15 protein-coding genes are annotated in these 22,199 nt (G+C 55.6%); 7 read left to right on the top strand and 8 right to left on the bottom strand.

Annotated elements, in window-relative coordinates; translation table 11 throughout:
- Positions 1–156 precede the first annotated feature (156 nt).
- The 5 genes from N554_RS43275 to N554_RS37680 all read left to right on the top strand — a co-directional run bounded on the left by N554_RS43275 (position 157) and on the right by N554_RS37680 (position 7,549).
- On the top strand, positions 157–969 hold the full coding sequence (locus tag N554_RS43275; RefSeq protein ID WP_371259541.1) for a hypothetical protein: 813 nt from the start codon (positions 157–159) through the stop codon (positions 967–969).
- 69 nt (positions 970–1,038) lie between these two features.
- The gene (locus tag N554_RS40630; protein WP_156042218.1) at positions 1,039–1,281 is read left to right on the top strand and encodes a hypothetical protein; all 243 of its coding nucleotides are present in this window, start codon (positions 1,039–1,041) and stop codon (positions 1,279–1,281) included.
- Positions 1,282–2,070: 789 nt separating this feature from the next.
- Positions 2,071–2,412 (top strand): hypothetical protein, encoded by a 342-nt coding sequence (locus N554_RS0131475; protein ID WP_029587067.1) that lies wholly within the window; start codon positions 2,071–2,073, stop codon positions 2,410–2,412.
- A 73-nt stretch (positions 2,413–2,485) separates the two neighbouring features.
- A complete protein-coding gene (locus N554_RS0131470; protein WP_029587066.1) occupies positions 2,486–6,400 on the top strand; it encodes an RHS repeat protein in 3,915 nt (1,304 codons plus the stop codon).
- Between the two features lie 267 nt (positions 6,401–6,667).
- Positions 6,668–7,549, top strand: coding sequence for a glycosyltransferase family 2 protein (locus N554_RS37680; protein ID WP_197033822.1), 882 nt, complete (start codon positions 6,668–6,670; stop codon positions 7,547–7,549).
- A gap of 181 nt (positions 7,550–7,730) precedes the next feature.
- Here N554_RS37680 and N554_RS0131455 read toward each other — a convergent pair whose 3' ends face one another.
- The 6 genes from N554_RS0131455 to N554_RS0131430 all read right to left on the bottom strand — a co-directional run bounded on the left by N554_RS0131455 (position 7,731) and on the right by N554_RS0131430 (position 14,696).
- The gene (locus N554_RS0131455) at positions 7,731–8,465 is read right to left on the bottom strand and encodes a class I SAM-dependent methyltransferase (protein WP_051677823.1); all 735 of its coding nucleotides are present in this window, start codon (positions 8,463–8,465) and stop codon (positions 7,731–7,733) included.
- A complete protein-coding gene (locus N554_RS0131450; protein WP_029587062.1) occupies positions 8,462–9,895 on the bottom strand; it encodes a lipopolysaccharide biosynthesis protein in 1,434 nt (477 codons plus the stop codon). Before N554_RS0131450 ends, N554_RS0131455 begins: the two co-directional genes overlap by 4 nt.
- Positions 9,895–10,983: an acyltransferase family protein gene (locus N554_RS0131445; protein ID WP_036054788.1), complete on the bottom strand. Its 1,089-nt coding sequence runs from the start codon at positions 10,981–10,983 to the stop codon at positions 9,895–9,897. Before N554_RS0131445 ends, N554_RS0131450 begins: the two co-directional genes overlap by 1 nt.
- A 5-nt stretch (positions 10,984–10,988) precedes the next feature.
- Entirely contained in the window at positions 10,989–12,092 is a 1,104-nt protein-coding gene (locus N554_RS0131440; RefSeq protein WP_029587060.1) for an acyltransferase family protein, read from the bottom strand.
- Positions 12,093–12,123: 31 nt separating this feature from the next.
- Entirely contained in the window at positions 12,124–13,407 is a 1,284-nt protein-coding gene (locus N554_RS0131435; RefSeq protein WP_245283774.1) for a hypothetical protein, read from the bottom strand.
- A gap of 74 nt (positions 13,408–13,481) precedes the next feature.
- On the bottom strand, positions 13,482–14,696 hold the full coding sequence (locus N554_RS0131430) for an acyltransferase family protein (protein WP_029587058.1): 1,215 nt from the start codon (positions 14,694–14,696) through the stop codon (positions 13,482–13,484).
- 898 nt (positions 14,697–15,594) lie between these two features.
- Between N554_RS0131430 and N554_RS0131425 the strand changes: the two genes are divergently transcribed.
- Both N554_RS0131425 and N554_RS0131420 read left to right on the top strand, forming a co-directional pair.
- Positions 15,595–16,152: a hypothetical protein gene (locus N554_RS0131425; protein ID WP_029587057.1), complete on the top strand. Its 558-nt coding sequence runs from the start codon at positions 15,595–15,597 to the stop codon at positions 16,150–16,152.
- Positions 16,153–16,179: 27 nt separating this feature from the next.
- The gene (locus tag N554_RS0131420) at positions 16,180–18,432 is read left to right on the top strand and encodes a GNVR domain-containing protein (RefSeq protein WP_029587056.1); all 2,253 of its coding nucleotides are present in this window, start codon (positions 16,180–16,182) and stop codon (positions 18,430–18,432) included.
- Between the two features lie 817 nt (positions 18,433–19,249).
- Here the strand turns inward: N554_RS0131420 and N554_RS0131415 are convergent.
- Together N554_RS0131415 and galE are read right to left on the bottom strand one after the other, a co-directional pair.
- Entirely contained in the window at positions 19,250–20,692 is a 1,443-nt protein-coding gene (locus N554_RS0131415; RefSeq protein ID WP_029587055.1) for an undecaprenyl-phosphate glucose phosphotransferase, read from the bottom strand.
- 440 nt (positions 20,693–21,132) lie between these two features.
- Positions 21,133–22,134 (bottom strand): UDP-glucose 4-epimerase GalE, encoded by a 1,002-nt coding sequence (galE, locus tag N554_RS0131410; protein ID WP_029587054.1) that lies wholly within the window; start codon positions 22,132–22,134, stop codon positions 21,133–21,135.
- Positions 22,135–22,199: the final 65 nt, after the last annotated feature.

Here is a 22,199-nt window from a genome sequence, read left to right as displayed (position 1 = left end):
CGGGCCAGCCTTTTGCTCGTCGGCGCCGTCTCCGGTGCGGGCCTCTATGGAACCACCGAAGCGACGCTCTTTGGCATCGCCGCCGGGCACGCAACAGCGTTCGTTGCCGGCTTGATCGCGCATCGCACACCGTTGCGAAGAGTGCCTCGCCGAACGATGCTGGCGGACTGGACGAATTTCTGCCGCTACGGCATGCTCGCCGCCAGCGCTTCTGTCATTCATCTTTCGGTGCCGGTGATGATCCGGTTCATAGTCATCAGCCGTTTGGGTGTGGCAGAAGCAGGCGCTGGCTTCTCGATGGCACTCGATCTGCTTCAGCGACCCTTCTGGGTGCTCATAGCAGCGATTCATACGGTAAATTATCCGGAGGTCGTCGGTCGTTTCGAGCACGGCACCAATGGAGAAGCAAAACAGTCGACTGCACGGCTGTTCGATTTCGTCATTTGTGCAACCGTCGTGATGTTGGGCGGGCTGATCGGCTTTCTACCCGATGCGGGCCGCATTTTCGTGCCGCACGAAATTCTAGCGAGCTTCCTGGCCGTGGCGCCGACGGTGGCCATATTCTATTTCCTTCACACGCATCTGCAGGCAACGCTCGCGATCATCCCGCATCTGCAGAAGTCGGCGACCAGGCTGGTTGTTGTCGCGGCGTGTCAATTGGGGGTTATTTCCGTCTTCTCGACGGTTGCGGTAGCCGTCGGCCTATCGCCTTCCGGCGTGGTCGCAGGGGCATCAATTGCAACTGCGATCGTCATCCTCTTGGACAGCGGTCCGACGATTCGCTTCGGCGCGATCCCGCGATGGCGCCTCGTGACGGCGGCGACTATCGCGGCCATCTTGATTGCATCGCTCTCCATCGCCCCTTCCCAGCCGCTGGTCTGGCTCCTTGGCAAGATTGCTCTTTCGGCGATTGCAACGGCACTTATCGCCTGGTGGGGCAATTTTTTGATGCTGGCACGGCGCGATTGACTAAAGTTACTCAACCTTCCGCCTGTCGACGAATGATTATCGACGATTCACGCCGAATGACGGTGATCGTTGAGCCAGAAGCCGAAGAACAACACCCTGCTCAATATCGCCGGCCGCGCGATCTTTTTTTGTGCGTCCGGCGCGCTCGCGGCGGCGTCAACTATTCCGTCCCCGGCTTTCGAAAGTTGGGGCCGCACATCTGAGCGTGTTTCCGAGCTATCGGCGGGGCCAATTGCTGGTTTGCGGGTTGGCCTGAAATACATGGCTACCGCAAAAACAACGTTAAACAGCAGCCAGCCCGACAATGCGTAAAATACAGTGGTCAATGGTGCTCCCCCAGCGGCACCGAAGATAGCAGCAATTCTTGCAACAATCACGTCTCATTCAATTGCCGTCATACCGCAAACCCTTGTGGTCATTGCACAAATCCGTCGATGTTAACGACGAACGAAAAAGATCCTCGCAGAGTTGCCCAATTTGCCGCCTCGGGGTCACGTTTTGTGCTTCTTGGGCTGAAGGCGCCCAAACTGGCCAAGAGCAGGAATGAGGGAGACGGAGAAGACCAATATGAGCGTTTTACAGATTGCATTTGTCGCTTTCGCAGCAGGTTTTCTTTCCTGCATGGCCCTCGCCATTGCGATTGTGTGGTGGTCGTTCGCTGACGAGCGGGTCCGCGGGATCAAATCCGTAACGAGCAAATCTCGCGAGCAGCGAACGGCATAGCGCAGCAGTTGTTGCTTTACCGCGCCATTCTAGCGTCGTCGTGTCCGGCGTTACCGAGTCATACGACCTTGATCCAGTTTGTATTGTAATTTTTCAACCTTTCAGCACCGTCTGACAAGACGCACCCCGGCGGCACCGCCGACGCTCGCTCACCTTCAGCGGCGACGCCGTTGCAATTGAGTTGATCAGATCGCATTCGTCTTTCACGAGCGATTCTTTTCGAGCAGCCGGTGTCTGCCAGATACCTGCTCGCGCCTCAGATCCCAATCGCGCCGAGCGATCTGCAGTCCGTAAGAATACGTACGTATTCTTACGGGACGAGCGACCCCGCAAGCGGCCTTGATGATTGCGCGCTCGTATCATGGCGCTTGATTCTTGGTGAAAAAGCGCAATCAGCAAAACGAGAGTCCAATCTCTATCTTGCTGTCCGCCGCACGTGACGAAGACGCTGATGATCCGAATGTGACAAGCCTGCGGCAAGTTCAACGCGATGAATTGAAGGAGATGTTCGAGAGTCATCGTTGTTCCGCCTACATCGCCGGCAATGTGCGCGCATTTTCGGCAGACGCGATAATCTTGTGGTTAGAAGTGAAAGCGCCTTCCTCGCGCCATTGTGCTCATACACGAACGACGTCGCGCGGAGAAAACGACGACGACCATTTTCCAAACGAAGGAAACTTGAATCAACGGTCGGTTGTTTCGATTTTTATCCGAATCTAAAACGCAAAGTAGAAAATTGAAAGCTACAACTACAACGTAGCGAAAAATCCACTCCTCCAAACTTGAGTGAGCTATGACAACATCTGCCGTCGATCAAACCATCCTGTCCGCAAATTCCTTCGTTGGTTCCATCGGAGTCAATACTCACGCGGGATATGCTTGGGGCGGGTATAATAACCTCGCGCTCATGGAGGAGAACCTTAAGTACCTTGGCGTGACCAAGCTGCGTGATTCGATCGCCACCAGTCCCGGCGCGCAACCTGTTGTCGATGGACTGGCGTCGGCGGGCTACAAATTCGATTTCATCGTTTCCTCCGGGCTGCCCTCTTCGGGCGCTAGCGGTCTGCAGCAGTATCTGGTGACCCTGGAAAAGTTTCAGGCCAGTCATCCAGGCAGCATCATCGCGCTCGAGGGGCTCAACGAGGCAAACATCCAGCACTTCAGCTACAACGGCAGCTCGAGCCTCTCCGCTGCCGCGCAGTTCCAGAGCGCCTTCTATCAAGCCGTGAAGGGTGACGCCGCTTTATCCGGCATTTCCGTCTACAATCTCTCGCTCGGCTACAATGATCTCGCGGACTACGCCCAGCTTGGAGATCTGTCGGGCTCATCCGACTATGCCAATGCCCACGCCTATGTAAGCACGGGCACTAACCCTGAACGTTCTCTCGCGGAATCTCTTAGCGCCGTGAGTTCCGCGGGCCCAGGCAAGCCCTTCGTCATCACGGAGACCGGCTATACGACGCAGTCAGACACGCCGTATCTCGGCGTCAATCAAAATGTTCAGGCGAAATCGATCCTCAACACCTTGGTCGACGCCTACAAGGCTGGAGTCGGCACCACTTATCTGTACGAGTTGCTGGACCGGAACTCGAGCAGCAGCGACACGCATCCCGAGAATAATTTCGGCCTGTTCAATTCCGACGGAACGCCCAAATTGGCGGCGACGGCGATTCACAACCTGACGACCATCCTGAGCGATGAGGGAAACGGCGGCCACCAACCGACCACGCCGCTAAATTATTCTTTCCACAATCTGCCCGCTTCGGGCAACAGTATGGTTCTCGGCAAAAGTAACGGCGCCTATGATCTCGTCGTTTGGGCCGAACCGAAAGTCTGGAATGACAAGACCGATACCGAGATCACCAATCCGACGCAATCAGTTACCGTCAATCTCGGCAGCGTTCATCACTCGGTCAATGTATACGACCCGTTGAGCGGAACGACCGCAATCGCCACCTACACTGACGTCAGCACCATCACCATTCCGATCAGCGATCATCCGGTCATCATCGAGATCGACGCGCCGGCGACCACGACAGTTCCCGGAACCACCTTCCCGCCCGATGTCAGCGGAACGGCCGTCGATATTGTCGCGCAGCTTTCGGCTCTCAATGCGTCGACCACGCTCGACACGATCACGCTGACGGATACGCACACGTTGCCGGTCGCCTCTCAATCGACGATGAGCTACATTATCTCCCATTATGGGAAAGCGCTCGGGGCCATTCAGGGAGGCTATTCCTTTTCGGTTACAACCTCGTCCCCGATGTGGAGCAAAACCGTTATCTACGATGCGACCGGGCAGCTTCTATCAACGTCGAACACAGTTTTGAGCGACGGCCTTCCGCTCTCGACTACAGTGATTCATACCGATGGTTCGAAGGATATCACCTCCTATTCCGGGGGTGCGAAAATCAGCGAACTTCATGTCGGCAAGGACGGCACCAAGACCACCGACTCGTTCGATGGCGCGGGCACCCTCACCAGCCAGGTGGTGCATAAGTCGGATGGTTTCTACTCAACTACGCTCTATACTTTCGGAGCGAAGGCCAAAGCCTATATCCGGAACGCCGATGACAGCCAGGACAACTACTCGTACAACATCACCGGCCGGAGCTACACCACAGAGCATCAGCATCTCGATGCGGCCGGCAAGGTTGTCGCCGTAACCCGTACCCATGCTGACGGCTCGCTCGACTACACCAAGGTCGTCAACAGCGACGGCAGCAGTACGGTCAACATTTACAACGCTACCGGCGCCAAAATGGTGCAGACCGACTACCACGCAAATGGCAGCAAGGACGTCTTTACCTACGGCATCACGGGACAGACCTACACCACCGAGCACGGCAGCTACGATGCCACAGGCTTCCTCACGACGCTCGTACGCACCCACAGCGACGGCAGCCTTGCTTTTAAACTGGCTCAGACCAAGGACGGCAGCAAGACCACCGACTGGTACGATGCCAAGGGCACCCTCACCAGCGAGGTGGTGCAGAAGGCAGATGGCTCCTCTTCGACGACGCTCTACAGCTCAGGCGTGAAGACCAATGCCTATATCACCAACGCTGACCACACCCAAGACAACTACGCCTACAACGTCACCGGCCAGAGCTACACCACAGAGCACCAGCATCTCGATACGACCGGCAAGGTTGTCGCGGTGACCCGTACCCACGCCGACGGCTCACTTGATTATACCCAGGTCATCAACAGCGACGGCAGCAGCACGGTCAAGGATTACAACGCCACCGGCGTCAAGACGCTGCAGACCGACTACCACGCAAATGGCAGCAAGGACGTCTTTACCTACAACATCACGGGGCAGACCTACACCACCGAGCACGGCAGCTACGATGCCACAGGCTTCCTCACGACGCTCGTGCGCACCCACAGCGACGGCAGCCTTGCCTTTAAGCTGGCTCAGACCAAGGATGGCACCAAGAGCACCGATTGGTACGATGCCAATGGCACCATCGCCAGCGAGGTGGTGCAGAAGGCGGATGGCTTCTCTTCGACGACGCTCTACAGCTCAGGCGTGAAAACCAATGCCTATATCACCAACGCCGACCACACCCAGGACAACTACGCCTACAACGTCACCGGCCAGAGCTACACCACGCAACACCAGCATCTCGATACGACCGGCAAGGTTGTCGCCGTGACCCGCACCCATGCCGACGGCTCGCTCGACTACACCAAAGTCGTCAACAGCGACGGCAGCAGCTCGGTCGACAATTATAGCGCCACCGGCGTCAAAATGCTGGAGACCGACTACCACGCAAATGGCAGCAAGGACGTCTTTAGCTATCACATCACGGGGCAGAGCTACACGACCGAGCATGGCAGCTACGATGCCACGGGCTTTCTCACGACGCTCGTGCGCACCCACAGCGACGGCAGCCTTGCCTTCAAGCTGGCTCAGACCAATGATGGCACCAAGAGCACCGATTGGTACGATGCCAATGGCACCATCACCAGCGAGGTGGTGCATAAGGCGGATGGCTACTCCTCGACGACGCTCTACACCTCCGGCATCAAGACTAAAGCCTTTATTACAAACGCCGACGATACCCAGGACAACTATTCCTACAACATCACCGGCCATAGCTATACCACGCAACACCAGCATCTCGATACGACCGGCAAGGTTGTCGCCGTGACCCGTACCCACGCCGACGGCTCACTTGATTATACCCAGGTCAACAACAGCGACGGCAGCAAGGTGACCAATCTCTACGACAGCGTCGGCAACAAGACCCAGGAGATTATCAACAATGCTTCGGGTTCGAGCGACGTCTACAAATATGTAGTGGCCGGATCGCCAGGCGCGGTCGAGCACGAATCTTACGGCACTACCGGGAAATTGCTGGCGATCGATCTTTTCCACAGCAACGGCACGCACAATGTCACCGCGGTCAGCTCCGGCTTGACGCTTTCGGGCGGTACCGGCAACGATACCTTCTGGTCCGCCGGATCGACGACCGTGGTCAATGACGGGCACGATCAGATCCACAACTTCGTGGCTGGAAGCGCGGCCAACCACGACACGATCGAGATCGCGAAATCGCTGGTCAGCGACTACAGCCATCTCCAGATCACGCAATCCGGATCGGACACGTTGGTTCATGTCTCGGCAACCGACTCGATCCTTTTAAAGAACGTCAGCGCCAGCAGCCTGAACAGTCACGATTTCATTTTCGTCTGAGTTGGACCAGTTGCTGGCTACGCCCGTCCAGCTGTCCCGACGCAGTATCCGGTGACCGGCGCGATGAAGTGAACCTTCTCGCGCTGGTTCGCGGATCCGGTCGAGTGCGTCAATGCCGAACAATGGGGCGCAATTAAGCAATGTGAGATGCAATTGAGCGCTCTCCATACCAAATATTCTTCGATCGTTGACAGCTGATAGTTGATATATTCCAGCCACGAACTTGTTGACATTTCGTTGCTGGACTTTGTGAGCATGAAGACAGGGATGACGGATCTTCCTAGAATTAGTGTCATCATTCCAACATTCAATCGGGCCCCCCTCATTGAGAGGGCTATCGCGTCGGTCGAACGACAATCCCTTCGCCCGATTGAGGTGTTATTAATCGATGATTGCTCGACAGATGACACACAGCAAATGGTTGGAACAATTTCCTCCAAAATTCCTATTGTCTATAAGCGTCTCGAAAAGAACGGCGGTGGTGCGATTGCCCGCAATGCCGGTATTCGCCTAGCGAAAGGGGACTATGTCGCCTTTCTCGATTCCGACGATGAGTGGGAAAGCGAGCATCTGAAAACTCTGGTATCGTACACCTCCCGCGAAAAGGGCGATTTCGTGGTAGCAAGTTCGGCGAGGATTAGTGAAAAGGACATCATTTTTCCCAAGTGCGCCTTTCCCGAAACTTCATCGGTTGCTCAAAAGCTACATTTTGTCCTAGCGGGGAACCTGGCCTTCCAGACCTCAACGCTCCTCATGCCGCGAGATACGGCGGCACGATTCATGTTCGATGGTCGCCTCCGCCGGCATCAGGACTGGGATCTGATATTTCGCATGATCAGACACCAGATCGCCCTGTTTCTCTTGCCGGTTCCAACAACGATCTATCATCTTCAAACCGGGGCCAACGTCAGCCGCTCAGCCTCTATTGTGCCATCTCTTAGATTTCTGGCGCGGCACAGAGCCGCGATGAGCCGAAGAAGTGTTACCCGTTTTATCTCGCTAGAAATTGATCGGCGCAAGGCCAACCATATCGTTGCCTTGCGATCGCTGCTCGGAGCCTTTCTTCTCGGCGGCCTGAGCCCGAGAGAGTTCATTGCATATTCCAGAGAAAGGCTGAGGTCGCTCTTGTCTCCAAAGAAACGCGACTAGCATTTCGCGACAGAAACTGGCCTCGCGCGACTTATGTTTCGAGACATTGAAGTGCGACTTTTTCCAAAGCGCGTGTCAAGCCATGTTGGCTCCATAAGGACTGAAGCCTGGGGCTGAGGGCCCGGGCATTTTTCCCGAGCTGCGCAAGAGTTTTTCCCGGGCGGTACCGTTCCGCAGCAATTCAGAAGAAAGCCGAAGACATCATTCTGCCGGTCGCGAATAGGACTTGACGCTTAGCGGCGTCGCTCTGTCCTGACGCAAACTTGATGTTCTTTTTCAAAAAGTACTCCTTAACGCGCTCCACGAGTTCCGCCTCTCCGTCGCGTTCCGCATCATCCAATATTAAAATGAAGCCATCGGGATCAAGGCGATCAAGCAGCGGGAGAGCTCCATGCCTGGAATGCATTCTTTCCTCGTCTCCCGCGACAGGCCCGTCAATAAGGAGCAGATCGATTGGGTCGGACGTCTTTAGCGCGGAGAGATCGTAGCCCTTGTAACGATAAGGACCATCCTGTCTCTCAACTAGCCGAACATTCAAGATCGGATGACTGACAAGTTGTCCGATGCGTTGCGCCCAGGCATCATCGTGCTCTATCGTCAATGCTGACCCCTTTAAGACTCCCTTCTTGCGAAGGGCATCGATCAAAATTGTGGTTTGGCCGGCTCCCAGTTCGACGACGGAGCGGATATTCAGTTCGCGAGCAGACCGCAATACAAGATAAAGCAGACTGTAGTTTGCTGCAGAGTTGAGCGGATAGAAAGTATCTTCGATCGAAAGCGCAGCAAGGTCTCTGTTGAAGATATTCTGATAGACGGCCTCAAGCTCGGGTTTGACGCCGCCACGCAGCCCACGATCAACACGAAGCAATTGCTGGCGGGCCAATCGTTTGATCCTGCTCTTTAGCGTTTCAGTCATCGATCCTCCTTGATAAATCCAAACAACAGAGTCCTCGTGGCTCTTATGCTGACGACGGCGGTAAGCCATGCGATGGCAGATGCCGCAAGGATGAGAGCGAGGGATGTGGGGCCGACGTTGCACAAGAAGGAGGTTGTCCCTCCTGCGGCACCGGTGGCTATGGCTACGACAATTCCCGGTGCGCTGCTGTTGATATAATCTCTTATGCGGAAGGGGCCATTTCGTTGCGTAAGCCAGACGATGATGGGCGTCGCTAGGAACAAGGTCGCCAAGGAAAAGCCTGCAGCAGCGTATTGTGCTCCATAGTAGGCACCAATCGCGGATCCGCCGCCCCTTAGTAGGAAATCACCAAAGCCCCAAATGCGGAGCTCTCGAACCCGCCCTTGGCTAGTCATGTATTGTCCGAAGGGACCGACCACTCCAAGAGCGGCGAGCGCGGGTGAAAACCAGGCGAAAAGCCGGCCGGTTTCTGTCCACTGCGGACCCATTATGACGTGAGTAAGCTCAACCGCAGTGAAAGGAAGAATCGCAGCCATAGGGATAAAAACAATCCCAATAAGTCGCAGCAGGTCGCCGTAGATTTTGCGTGTTTGTTCGTCATCACCAGCTGCGCGGCACAACAGAGGGAACTGCACCTGCAAATACGGAGTAAGCACAAACGACACTGGAAGGGCGTAAAGGTTTTGAGCTCGACTGAAAAAGCCCATAGCTACTGCGTCTCGCCAGTAGCCGACGAGAATGCTGGCTATATTATTCGTTATGTAATTTAGAATGCTGAAGACGCTCACGTTTGCACCGAACGCAGCCAGTTTTAGGTGTCGATGAAGATCGACCGGACGCCCCGGCAACCATCCACCCAGCCAAATTGTAATCGCCGAAGAAACAAGCGACTGGGCGACTGAGCCAAACACGATGGCTGAGGCATCGGCTGCGCTTCTTGCGATGGCGATGGCAACCAACGATCCGACAAAAAGGCCGGAAACATCTGCTGCAAATACAGCGCCAAGCCTCAGATCGCGCCGAAGCAGAGCGTTGTGTTGTGTTGCCAGGCCCGCAATCAGGAATCCTGCACCGGCAAGATAGAGCAAAATGACCAAACGAGGCGCGTCGTAGAATCTGGCCACGAATGGAGCCATGAGTACTACGATCGCCGTGACAGCTACGGTTAAAAGGGCATTGAACCAGAAAAGCGCATCTCGATCTTCGTTGGGAAGTTTCGCGGCCTGGATGGCCGCAGATGTTAGACCAAACTCTCGAAACGTAGCCAACAACCCGACAGTCGTCGTGGTCATCGCTACAAGTCCAAACTCGCTCGGCGGCAATAACCTCGCCAAAATCGCCAGCGATCCCACGGCGATGACGAAAGAGGTAACGCGATTCGCGTAGGCAAATCCCGACGCGGTCCGGGCGCTCGGACTAGGGCGCGTCATCAGACGGGATGTCCGGCTTCACCGAGCGGCCGAGATACGACATTTCGAAAAGCGCTGTCCAACAAACGCCGCAGCCGTACTTCGATGAGTTCGTAGCTCAACGCGCTCGCGATCAGCGACAGGATCAATCCCAGAATCACAAATGCCGCCCAAAGTAGCCAGCGATCAACCCCAAGAACGACCAGTTTCAGGCCGATCATTTGCAACGGAAACAGGACGAAAGGATGGACGAGATAGAGGCTGTAGCTGATCTTGCCCAGATACTGAAGCGCGGGTGTGCTTAGTGCAGTGCCGATCCCGCAGCCGGAGGCCAGCACCATACCGAACAGAAAAAGACCAGGAATCAGGCCGAGGAACGGATGGAACAGTTGCAAAGATGCGTACATCGCAACAGCGCACAACAGACCCGCAACCAGCCCTGCCCGACCTGCGAGCCGGATGCGGAAGTCTGTGGCGCTGAATAGCATGCCGATGCCAAAATAGGCGCTGATCGGCCAATACAAGACGCAGGCTAATCCCAGCACGATCAGGGGCGCCGCCAGCATCCAGCTTCCCAGTCGCGTCATGGCAGCGAAAATCAGAGCGAACCAGATATAGAAGGCCCACTCATAGGTCAGCGTCCATGCATTCTGCTGGGCGATCGGAAGGCCCAGCACGTCCTGCAAAAAAAACATGTTTGCAAAGAAACTTCCGAGATAGCGGCCGACGTCGATACCATGGAAAAACTTGTAGCCGACGATCGGTCCGACGGTGAACACGGCGAGGTGCAGAACGATAAAGACGGGCATGATGCGCAAGACCCGGTCGAACATGAACTTCGACAGGGATCCATGTCGCACGAGGCTTGCGGGAATCAGGAAGCCACTGATCATGAAGAACAGTTCGACCCCGTGCCCACCGACGTTGATGACCGACTGAAGCCATGGCCAGATCGGTGGCAGAAAGCCCGGATTCGGAATGTCGTACATGCCTCCCTTTGGCATGTCGTAGAAATGGTCCATCAGCACGCTGACCGCTGCCACGCCGCGAAGCCCTTGGATTGACGGCACGAACGTTCCGCCAGCCCCGGCATCTGGGTTGCGAGCCATAGCCGTCACTCCGCCCCCTGGCCGCGAAGGGTGGGTTCGAGTGCAACAGCGCGGCGAGACCGCGAACGAACTCTATGTCCGAGGGAAATAAAGGGCTTCTCCACGGCCACATGCGTCAGCCAACTGACCAGAATGGATATCGCGATGACGCCGGCGACAAACAGAAGCCATTCCGCTGGATTTCGACCTGCACCACAAAAATAATAGATCCATACGATGACGAAGGGCGCCATCAAATAGACCGAATAGCTGATCACGCCGACAAATGCCATGAACCGCCAGGACAGTCGCTCGCCGAACGAGGCGAAAACGATGAAGACAGCGGCGGCGCTGACGTAGGCAGCGGCAATCGAGTAGCCAAAGAAGAAGTTCTCATGGTACTCGCCGCCGAACCGCTTGAATGAAAGTGTGACCGCAAATACGCAATACAGGGTTGCGCATATGGCGACATGCCACCACCGCAATCGGCCGCCTATCACCGTGTCGCGTGTCACCTTTCCGACGAACATGGCCGTCAGATTTAAGGCGACCTCCATCAGCGCCCATACAATCCGGTTATGGATGAAGAGCGGCCCGACAATGCAAATCAGCGACGCCGCGACCACGATGTAGAACGCGGTCAAGCGTCGATTCAGAAGGCCGGCTGCGAACAGGGCGATGCAGCCGATGTAAAAGACCAGCTCAATGGCGAGCGTCCAGTACACTACTCTCATGTTGGGAACGTTCACAAATGTCTGGAACATGCTCAAATTGACGATGACCTGTGACAGCGGAAATGTTTTTCCCTCCACGATAGGCGCAGTAATGAGCACGACTACAATCGATAACCAGTAGGCGGGATAGAGCCTGAAAAAACGGCTTATGGTAAAATCGCGAACCGGCGTTGCAGTGCTTGGGAAGCTGTAGGGGATGACAAAGCCGCTGACGAAGAAAAACAGAACGACTCCAAATCTCCCGAAATTGAAGTAATATCCGATCGCATTGTGAAAAATCCAATAGTACTCGCCCGTCGCCTGATTCGAGACGATCTCCTCCAGCGAGTGTTGCAATACCACCGACAGCACGGCGACACCGCGCAAAGTATCGATAAATGCAAGACGTTTGTTCATCGCGCCTCTCTCTTTGGCTCTTTGGCTCAACTCACTGAGCCGGCCTGGGCAATTGCGAACCGAATTCCGGGATTCTGCTTCCGGACACGCCGACATGAACCAAACGCTGTTGGACCACCCCAGGCGTATCGCCCCTCGTGACCCGCGATAAACGCCGCGAGAATACCCCGCTAAAGCTCAAAGCAATGATCAGCAGGCCCGTTGCCGGGCCATAATTCAGGACGGTGATGGTGAAGAGGTTGACCACAAAGATCAGAGAAAGTTTGTAAACGTCGGTGACTGCGAAGGTCGATCGTATGACCATCACCATGAACGCGGCGAAAGGAAGTCCGAACATCAAGTAGGTCCCGATGTAAAAATTATCGACCGGCACCCAGTAAGGCGACAGAGGCGAGAACAACTTTTGCGGATAGTTGAAACAGCCTGCGCCACATCCCGTGAAGATGCCTACCGGCATGAGCTGACTGAGATATACGAACGGAAGCTGCCAGCTGTTGTTGATCCGGTCCAATATGCTGAACAGCACCGTGTGCGGGACGGCTGCGACGCCCGACGCAAACAAGATTAAAAAGAAAGGCACTAAGATCGCCACAAACGACCACAACGCAATTGCTCGTACCGTCGGAAATCGCGCCCTCTCCGGAAGCATTCGGACAATAAGCAGCAACATCAAATATAGCCCGAGCACGATCATGGTGGTCTTGCTCGTGGTCAGCCGAATGGCGTGGATCGCAATCGAACCGAACAAGATGCACCAGAAAGTACTCTTGCGGATCGACGTCATAACAAATGAGATAAGAATGAAGAAAGCGGCCATAGTATTATCCGCTGCAAAGCCCATAAGCCGCTGCTGGTCTGAAAACGCCCACCACAACCGGCCCGCTTCCCGAACCGCTCCAAACGACTCATATTTGAAACCGACCCACGGCATCACAAAAAATTTAGTTAAGAAGACCCCCACGAGCGAGAGGTAGAAGGTTGCGGCGACAACCCACAGCAGTTTCTTGTAGGAGCCAAGATTGGAATCGCAAAAACAGAAGCCGACAAATACTGGCAGCATCATCTTGAACGACGAAAACAACGCATTGGCGGTACCAAGCATCATGTAGCCGAGCGCAAGCGACAACATGATCTGCAACAAAACCAGTGAGGCCAGGATGCTTTTGTTCCGAACGATGCAATGCATGATGAACTGGCCAACACACAGGACAGCGAGGGCGTCCGGCAGGTACCACAACGCATCCACATGATAGATGCTGGTGTAATATCGCATCACGCCGCCAAAGGCGTCGCGGATCAGGTAGACCGCGAGCACGATCGCTTCGAGGCTGACGACTATCGGCAACAATAAGGATGCAGGGCGTTGACTGGATATCATTTCTCCGGACCTCAGTTTGATGGCCGCGCGGACGGCGTGGCTGAAGACGCGGAAAGGTCCGGAGTTGTGCGGAAGAAATTCCTGAGCAGCTTGCTCCCTGGAAGTTCAATGTAGAGATATGTGAAATGCGACAGAACGAACACCGCCGCAAGCACCACGGCAAGGTTCAGCGTTGCCGCTAACCCGACACATATGGAGTCGAGCGCCACGACCGGCCGCGGGCCCACGGCCCGCACGAAATACTCGGCGATAAGAACCACGAAGGCGTGCACCATGTAGACGGAATAGGATCGACGTCCCAGCCAGACCAGCGGCTTGGCGGTGAGCATTCTGGGCACCAGAGCGGCATCGGGAAAAGCCAGAAGGGTCCCAAGAAAGATGGCGAAGGTCAAAGGCGCGAAAAAGCTGATCGCCGGATAGGCCTCCACCATCGAAACCAGGATAGCATTCGCGGCCATAGCGCCAAACTGAAGCCCACCTTGCAAACCGGGGCTAATTTTGCGCGGCAGGCGTTGCACCGCCTTCACGGTCAGCACGCCGAGAAAAAAGCTCGTGACACACCGGAGAAATCCAAAGTCGTACTGAAGACCCAGACTTTCTTTGTTCAACACGAACACTATCGTAAACCAGCTACCCACAACAAGGAACGCAGCGCACCCGTACAGGTATCGTACCGAGCCAAACCGTTGCGCCAACAGCAGAACAAGCCCGAACACCAGATAAGTGTAGAATTCGACGCTGATACTCCAGCTCGGCCCATTCCAGCTGAGGTAGTCAACAAAGCCCAGCGAATGCAGCAAAAAGACATGCAGGAAAAATGCATAAGTATTGTTGACTTCGAATGTTGCCGGCATGGCGACGATAACCCCAGCCATGACGAGCCCTATTCGAACAAATCGAAACAAGAGCGTGGCGAAAAGCATCACGATATGCAGCGGATAGACACGCGCCAGTCGCCGCACCATGAATTCGCGCAACGAGAAATGCCCGAAGTCCGGCTTTACGTAGCTCAACGACATAACGATTCCGCTGAGAACAAAAAACAGGTCGACGAGAAGCCACGCGCTTCTAAAAAATGACCAGTCGATCCAGGCGTGCTGCGGAAAGGCCGCGAGGAAGGTTTTCATTAGAATGACGTGATGTATCACGACGGAGACCGCGGCGATGCCGCGGATGCTGTCTAGGGGCAGAAAGTGAGTCTTCTCGCGATGAACCGGCGCCGTCACATCTGCATCCCAGTGCTTTGTGCGATGCAGAATCTGTATAAGGCTTCGTCGGCATTTTCAATGTCGACTCTCGCAGAGGCACCGTGATGCATGGCAGCTAACTACTGAGCGCGAAACTGATCGTGCACGTAACTGATCATGCACGTAATTGAAAAGTCTTTGAGATCAAAAAAATGACACTGCGACTAAAAGGACACTGCGACAAAAAGGTGGCTGCAGAACGCGCCAAAGCGAATTCCGAATCTGCCGGACCGGCCGGTGCATCACTGACATTCAGACATCGGGAAAAGTTTGCCACCGTTAGGCCTTGGTTGCTCGTCTCTGCGAGACAATCGGCAAGTCCTTTTGAAGCGCGGCCGTATTTCTGCGTGGCGATCAACCTGCGATTGCCCGCAATTCCACCGGGCGTCCGGGATCATTCTCTCGACTTCGCCAGATTTTGATCAAAGACATTTCAAAGCCTTCGGCATGAAAGCTGAATTATCCGAGCGAACCGCTTATCGAATTGCGGCGAATGTCTGGCATCGCGCTGCGCTGTAGACGCACGCTGTCCTTATCTGCGCCACTCTTGTGTCATCAGCCTGATATTCGTCGCGTGCGAGAGCTGCACAACGAACCCATTTCTCGCATTCCGCTCACTACTCCCGGAACACCTTTGCTCGCTACCCGTTGAGTGCCCGTGCATCATGCCACCCGGAAGGTTGGGCGAACGTCCGGCCCCACACTACTCTCAGGCGAGGTCGTGCTGGCTTGAAATTTGCCTGCACTAGCACAACTCAAGGCTATGTTTGCACCGCACAAAAATTGACACAGTTGTCTGCCCATATGTCCAGCGAACTGACGAAACCATGTTTTCCGCGCAACCAGCCAAGATAGAAGACCAGCCAAGATAGAAGAGATGAGCGGCAAAACCATGCTTCAACAAATCGTGGCAAGGCATACTTGGGTGGCAGCAATCGGGATGGGCGTAGCTATCGCCGGAATGAGCGCAAGTTCAAGCAATGCTCAATGCGTCGAATTATCCGAGCGCGTGCCACAGATAGACCTGCAAGTTTTCTCGACAGAGCCGGTGTCCCTGCTGCGCAAGTTGCGCAACGACAAGGAAAAATTGGCGGGCCGACTTACGGCCTATCTTGTCACCGACCCGACCCTGCTCCCTTCCGTCCGAAAGCTTGTTAACGACGCCCCGACTGCCGATCGTCCCACCATAGGAGAGGCTCTTCGACACGCGGAGTTCCGATGTGTCGCATCGCAGCCCGAAGTCGCGCGGAAGATCAACGATTTCGTGCGAAAACTGGGAGACAGCGCGGTTTTGTCTGGCTATTCGGCTGCGGCTGAGGAGCCCACAGCGCCGCCACCGCCGGCCAAGCCCCGCAACTCGAGCGCCGGCCTCATGTCGGGAGAATGGAAAACCGAACTTGCAGACCCGTTCAAAGCCATGCCGCTTCCGCAATAGCCATTCCCGAGCGCAGTGAATTTTCAAATGTATCAACCCAGAGATCAGTTTCAGCCCGACCAAAAGTCCGGCATCGAGCTTGGTGGGACGACGCTAAGCGTCGACCGCGTCTTGGATATATTGCGCCGGCAGTGGCCGCTGATCACCGCCATCCTCGCAGGCACGCTCGCGCTCGTGATGATCTATCTGCTGGCGGCGAGGCCAATGTATACCGCGAACGCCCGGATCCTGATGGATACACGCCAGACTCAAGTCTTGGACAAGGACAGCGGCGTCAACAATGCACTGATCGATACGGGCTTCGTGGACAGCCAGGTCGAGATCCTCAACTCGGACGACCTGATTCTATCGATCGTCCGACGCCTGCGGTTGACGGAGGATCCTGAATTCAACGGCTCCGATCCCGGAATCATCGCGTTGATTCTGGGCAAGGTGATATCGCTGTTCGGCTCCGATGGGCCGCCCTCGAAGGAACGGATCGAACGTGGTGCGGTCGAAGCCCTTCAGAAAAATCTCAGGGTCGAACGCGTGCTGACCACCTACGTTCTGTCCTTGAGCTTCCGTTCGCGGAATCCGGACAGGGCCGCTCAGATCGCAAATGAAATTTCCGACGCCTATATCGTGGGAGCGCTCGAAGCCAAATACCAGTCGACCAAGCGGGCCGGCGAATGGCTGCAGCAGCGCAGCGCTGAACTGCGGGAGCAGGCGACTGCGAGCGATCGCGCGGTCCAGACCTTCAAGGCGCAAAACAATATCGTCGGCACCAGCCGCGGCTTGATGACCGAGCAGCAGCTGTCTGACGTGAATACCCAGCTCATTCAAGCTCGCGCAGCCACTGCCGAAGCCAAGGCACGTCTTGATCGAATTGAAGCGATCTCGGACAAGGACCTCGCCCAACCGACGGTCACCGACGCGCTCAACAACACAGTTATTACCCGGCTCCGCGCCCAATATCTAGATCTGGCCGCTCAATATGCCGACTGGTCGAGCCGCTACGGCAAAACCCATCAGGCCTCCGTCAACCTCGCCAACCGTATGGAAGAATCGCGCAAGGCAATTGCCGACGAGGTCCGGCGCATCGCCGATTCCTATCGTAGCGAATACGCGATCGCCAAGAGCCGGGAATCCTCGCTCGAAGAAAACATGAAGGCTCTGGTCGCCCAGGCCGGCAGCACCGGTCAGGCGCAGGTGAAGCTGCGTGACTTGGAAAGCGCGGCCGATACTTATCGCAACCTCTACAACAATTTTCTCGAAAAACTTCAGCAGGCCACGCAAAACCAGAGCTTCCCCATCAGCGAGGCACGTATCATCAGCACGGCGGTCAAACCTGACAAGAAGAGCTCGCCGAGAACGCTGCTGGCGATCGCCGGCGGTCTGGTGGGGGGGCTCTGCTTGGGTTTCGGGGCGGCTTTCTCCAGAGAGCTTCTGAGCGACGTTTTGCGATCGCCGAGCGATGTCGAAGGCGAACTTGGGGTGAAATGCCTCGGTGTTCTTCCGGACATTCGCCCCGCAACCGCCGTCGCGCAAAAGGCCCGTGCGCTGTTGCCGACGGACAATTCATCGGCGAAACAGAATGGGGCGTCGCTCTCGCACTATGTCGTCGACCATCCATTCTCGCGCTTTGCGGAAACGCTGCGGAACATAAAGCTATCCATCGACGTCGCGCGGTTGACTCGCGACGTCAAGGTGATCGGCATCGTTTCATCCCTGCCTAAGGAAGGTAAGACGACAGTGGCTGCCAATTTCGGGCACCTGACCGCGTTGACCGGACACCGCACCCTGCTGATCGACGGCGACCTGCACACCCGCTCGCTGACGCGTGACCTCGCGCCAAACGCCAAGACGGGCTTGCTCGAAGCGCTGAAAGAGCCGAAATCGCTCGGCTATCATATTCAGCGCAGCAAGGAGACAGGGTTGGATCTTCTGCCCTCGTTCGTCGCCTCACGCATGGTCAATTCGGCCGACGTAATGGCATCCAAGGCTATGGCGGATTTGCTCCACATAGTTCGGGAGAATTACGAATACATAATCATCGATCTCGCCCCGGTCATGCCGGTGACAGATGCGAAGGCTATCGGCCACCTCGTTGACGCGATGATTTATGTGATCGAGTGGGGACGGACGACGCGAAGCGCCCTTCAAGAATCGGTATCCGGCTCGGAAGTCATTCAAAAGAAGCTGTTGGGTGCGGTCTTGAACCGTGCAAACCCGAAGATGCTCAAACGCATCGAAGCATATAAGGGCTCACACTATAACAGTTATTACATCGAAGGTGCCTAGGAGAGCGGGCGCCGCCGACCGGTCCTCGGCCAAACTGGACTGGCTGGTGGGGGCGTAGGTATCCTCCTCGCAGTCGTCGCCGCCTGGTCTAGCAGAGACCTGCCGACTACGTTGCGCGCGGAGAGACTTCCGATCCGGCACTGCTGATGCAGATCGTGGCATACCTGCAACCCGACCAGTGCGTTTGCAATTCGAAAATCCTGCGCGATGCTTGTTCAGCAATTGGGGCCGCGGAAGACTCGGTTCGAAGACCATTTGGGTCGGCCGGACCAGGACATCGGATGTCGATCCAACGAGCAAGGGCCCTCCTCGGTCGTGCTCCGGCAGCCTCCCGGATGCCGCGGCGTCTACTGCCGACTATCTGGCAGGAGACTTGGTCCGCGAATGGTGGGAACGTAGCTCGCGAATCATACCGAGCCGCAGCTCCTTCGCCCACTCTGGCACCTCGCTAATTGTAGAGCCATACTTGGCCGGTCGTCAGTCGTTTTTGCCGGATGATCTATTTGGCATAGTCCGGATTTGTGGACCGGAATAGCACCGCAATGGTAGCCGTGATAGAGCCTGAACCCTTCGGTTATTGAGGTTCAAATGCAAGCCCTTGCCTTGCCATCACCTTGGCCGGCGACCATTACCATTTGTTTCGCCCCCGAACTCGTAGGCGTACCGTCGTTCCTTCAATTCATGATCTTGATTGTTGACAAGGAATGGCGCGGCCGGGACAGCAACGCCTTGACCGCGCCCGTATCGCACTCGCAATTTACCGTCCAAGGATGCTTATAGCCCTTAGCCCTGCAGCCAGCGGCCGTTTATCCGCCCCTCAGTAGGCTTCCTGATACATCAGAGCCAACGCAGTCCGGAGGATAATTCGGAGATCCAGCCAGATGCTCCAGTTGCTCACGTACCAGACATCGTACTCAACACGTTTTTCCATCAGGTCGATTGTAGGTGTTTCGCCCCTAAACCCGTTGACTTGAGCCCAGCCTGTCAAACCTGGCTTCATATGATGGCGATACACATAGTTGCTGATCACCTGATCGTAATAGTTGTCGTGAGCGAGCGCATGGGGACGCGGACCAACCAATGACATTTCCCCCCGCAGCACGTTCCAAAGCTGTGGTAACTCATCAATGCTCGTCCTGCGCAAGAATCGGCCAACACGGGTCACCCGCGCGTCCTGCTTCGTGGCTTGTGTGATAGTGGACCCGTTTTCCGACACACACATGGTACGGAATTTCCAAATTTCAAAGGGCTTACCGTTGAAGCCGCGGCGAGATTGCCGAAAGATCACGCTGCCGGGCGTATCGAGCTTGATCAGGATAGATGCTGCCAACATCAGCGGTGCGAGCATCAGCAAAGAGAAAGAAGCGAGACCGATATCGAGACAGCGCTTTTGAGCCCGTTCAAACACAGATAGGGGCGGCCGCTGAATTTCGATTGCAATTGTGCCGCTCACGGGAAAGAATGGCCGCGATACCAGATCGGCAATCGGAAAATCGGGCAACAGGCGAATCGGCTGAGGAACTACGCGCAGATGCTGGCTCAGCTTCTGCAACATAGGCAATTCGTTCCAATCAATCGCCAACAGATATTCGTCCACATCCGTCGCACGCGATTGCTGAATCACGTCCTGAATTTCGCGGCTCCACGCCACATCGTCGTCTTGATCTTGCTGCGCGCTCAGCACGAAATGGCGCACAACGTCAAAGCCGTGCTTGCGGAGGTCCTTGAAGCGATTCGAGGTAAAATCGAGCGATCTGAGGCTTAGCAGCACCACCTTCCTGTCGATCAACCGCGCCTTGGCAAACGTCGACGCGAGGCCGTAACGCCAAAACACGCGGTGCCCTCCCAATCCGATCAAACCAGTGATCGCAAACAGGATAGTCGTGCCGCGTGAAAGGTTCTCCGTCGACTTCAAAAGAAAAGCCGCGACAGCCAAAATCGTCAGCGACAACAGCCAGCTGACGACGACCTTGCGTGCTTGCCAGATCGCATTGAGCCAACGATGACTGTCGTAGACACCCTGGAAATAGGCGATGCCGACGAACACGACACCGACAATCAGTCCCGGACCGATTGAATTTTCGTGATCGGCGGAGGATCCCATGAAGTGACGATACAGAACGCTCGCAACCGAGTAGCTCATCAGGATCAACAGGAAGTCACCGGCAATGATAAAAACCTGGAAAGGTCTCTGCAGTGAGGCACCGCGGTTCGCCGTTACGGCGTATAGTTCTTCGGAACCGTAAGTTGCTGCAGACATCTCGAACCTCTTGTTCAACGATCGCAACGGGACAAACCGAAACTGCAGTTGCTGGTCCCCTGAAGAACTTGAACCAACTAGGCGAACTCAGGCTGAAGAAAATGTTCGAGAAAAATCGCGGTCGCTGTGACTTCGCGGAACCTGTTAGCCAATCGAAGCGATATTGTGGCACCGCACCAATAAAAATAAACGCGGCTCTGCATTGCAGTAATGTGATACTGAAGCGATCACTCGTGACGAAAATCGGCCAGTTTTCGGCGGCACGATCGTTTACTGCGAGCGTTGGATTTGTATTTTGATTTTGATGTGCGGAGGCGCATTTGCCCGAATGGCGTCACATCTCTGACATTTCTCACAGCTCTGACATTTCAATGAGCAGCGCTACTCCTTCGCGATGAGCGGCGGAATTTTTTCATCGCGAAAAAATGAAAGGCAAATGATCACACTCTTTGCTCTTTCGGGTGGGCCGACTGGTGCCATGCCCACGCGGATTTCACGATTGTCGCGATATCGGAACAGATAGGGACAAAGCCCAGGTTCCCGCGCGCCGCGGAAGGATCTGCAACCAGGATGGGCGGATCGCCCGCCCGGCGCGCCTTCGTGACCAGCGGCATTTTCAGACCGGTTTCGCGTTCGACTACCGTTAGTACCTGGCGCACCGAATAACCTGAACCTGTGCCAAGATTGAAACTGCCGCCCGGCGAACCCTCCAACAGAGCATTGAGCGCCAGGAGATGGGCTGCGGCGAGATCAACGACGTGAATATAGTCGCGTATCGCCGTCCCGTCCGGAGTGTCGAAGTCATCTCCGAAAATTGCGAAGTCGCCCACATGCCCTTGTAGCGCCATCATCGCGCGTGGAATGAGATGCGTTTCGGGATCTCGGAATTCGCCAATCGTGCCGGAGGGATCCGCTCCACAGGCGTTAAAATAGCGCAAACAAAACGAATTCAGCCGATAGGCGCTGCGATAGTCTTTAAGAACCTGCTCGATCATCCACTTTGAAGTACCATAAGGATTGACTGGGGCGCCCGCAGCTCCCTCAGCGATCGGATCGCGTCCCGCATCTCCGTACACTGCTCCGGTGCTTGAGAAGACCAGTTTGGTGCAACCACGTTCCAGCATCGCCTTCAGTAGCGATAACGTTCCGCCTAAGTTGTTAACATAGTATTTCTGGGGGTCACCGACCGACTCGCCGACCTGGCTGAATGCCGCAAAATGCATCACCGCCGCAACCTCATGAGTTGCTATTGCGTCAGCGACTCGCTGCGTATCGGAAACGTCGCCCACAACAAGCGGGCCCCATTTCACGAAACCGCGGTGTCCCGTCGACAGATTGTCGAAGCAGACAGGAATATACCCTGCTTCAGACAGAGCCTTGCAGCAGTGAGCGCCAATATACCCGGCTCCCCCGGTTACAAGAATCGCACGGCTTTGGGACATTCATTTTCTTTCCTACCACGATGAAATCATTCATGCTGAAATCAGTTCGGACGGGGACGAACGCT

Source organism: Bradyrhizobium sp. URHD0069 (genome assembly GCF_000701345.1).
Classification (GTDB): domain Bacteria; phylum Pseudomonadota; class Alphaproteobacteria; order Rhizobiales; family Xanthobacteraceae; genus Bradyrhizobium.
This window is presented reverse-complemented; position numbering and strand designations above follow the sequence as displayed.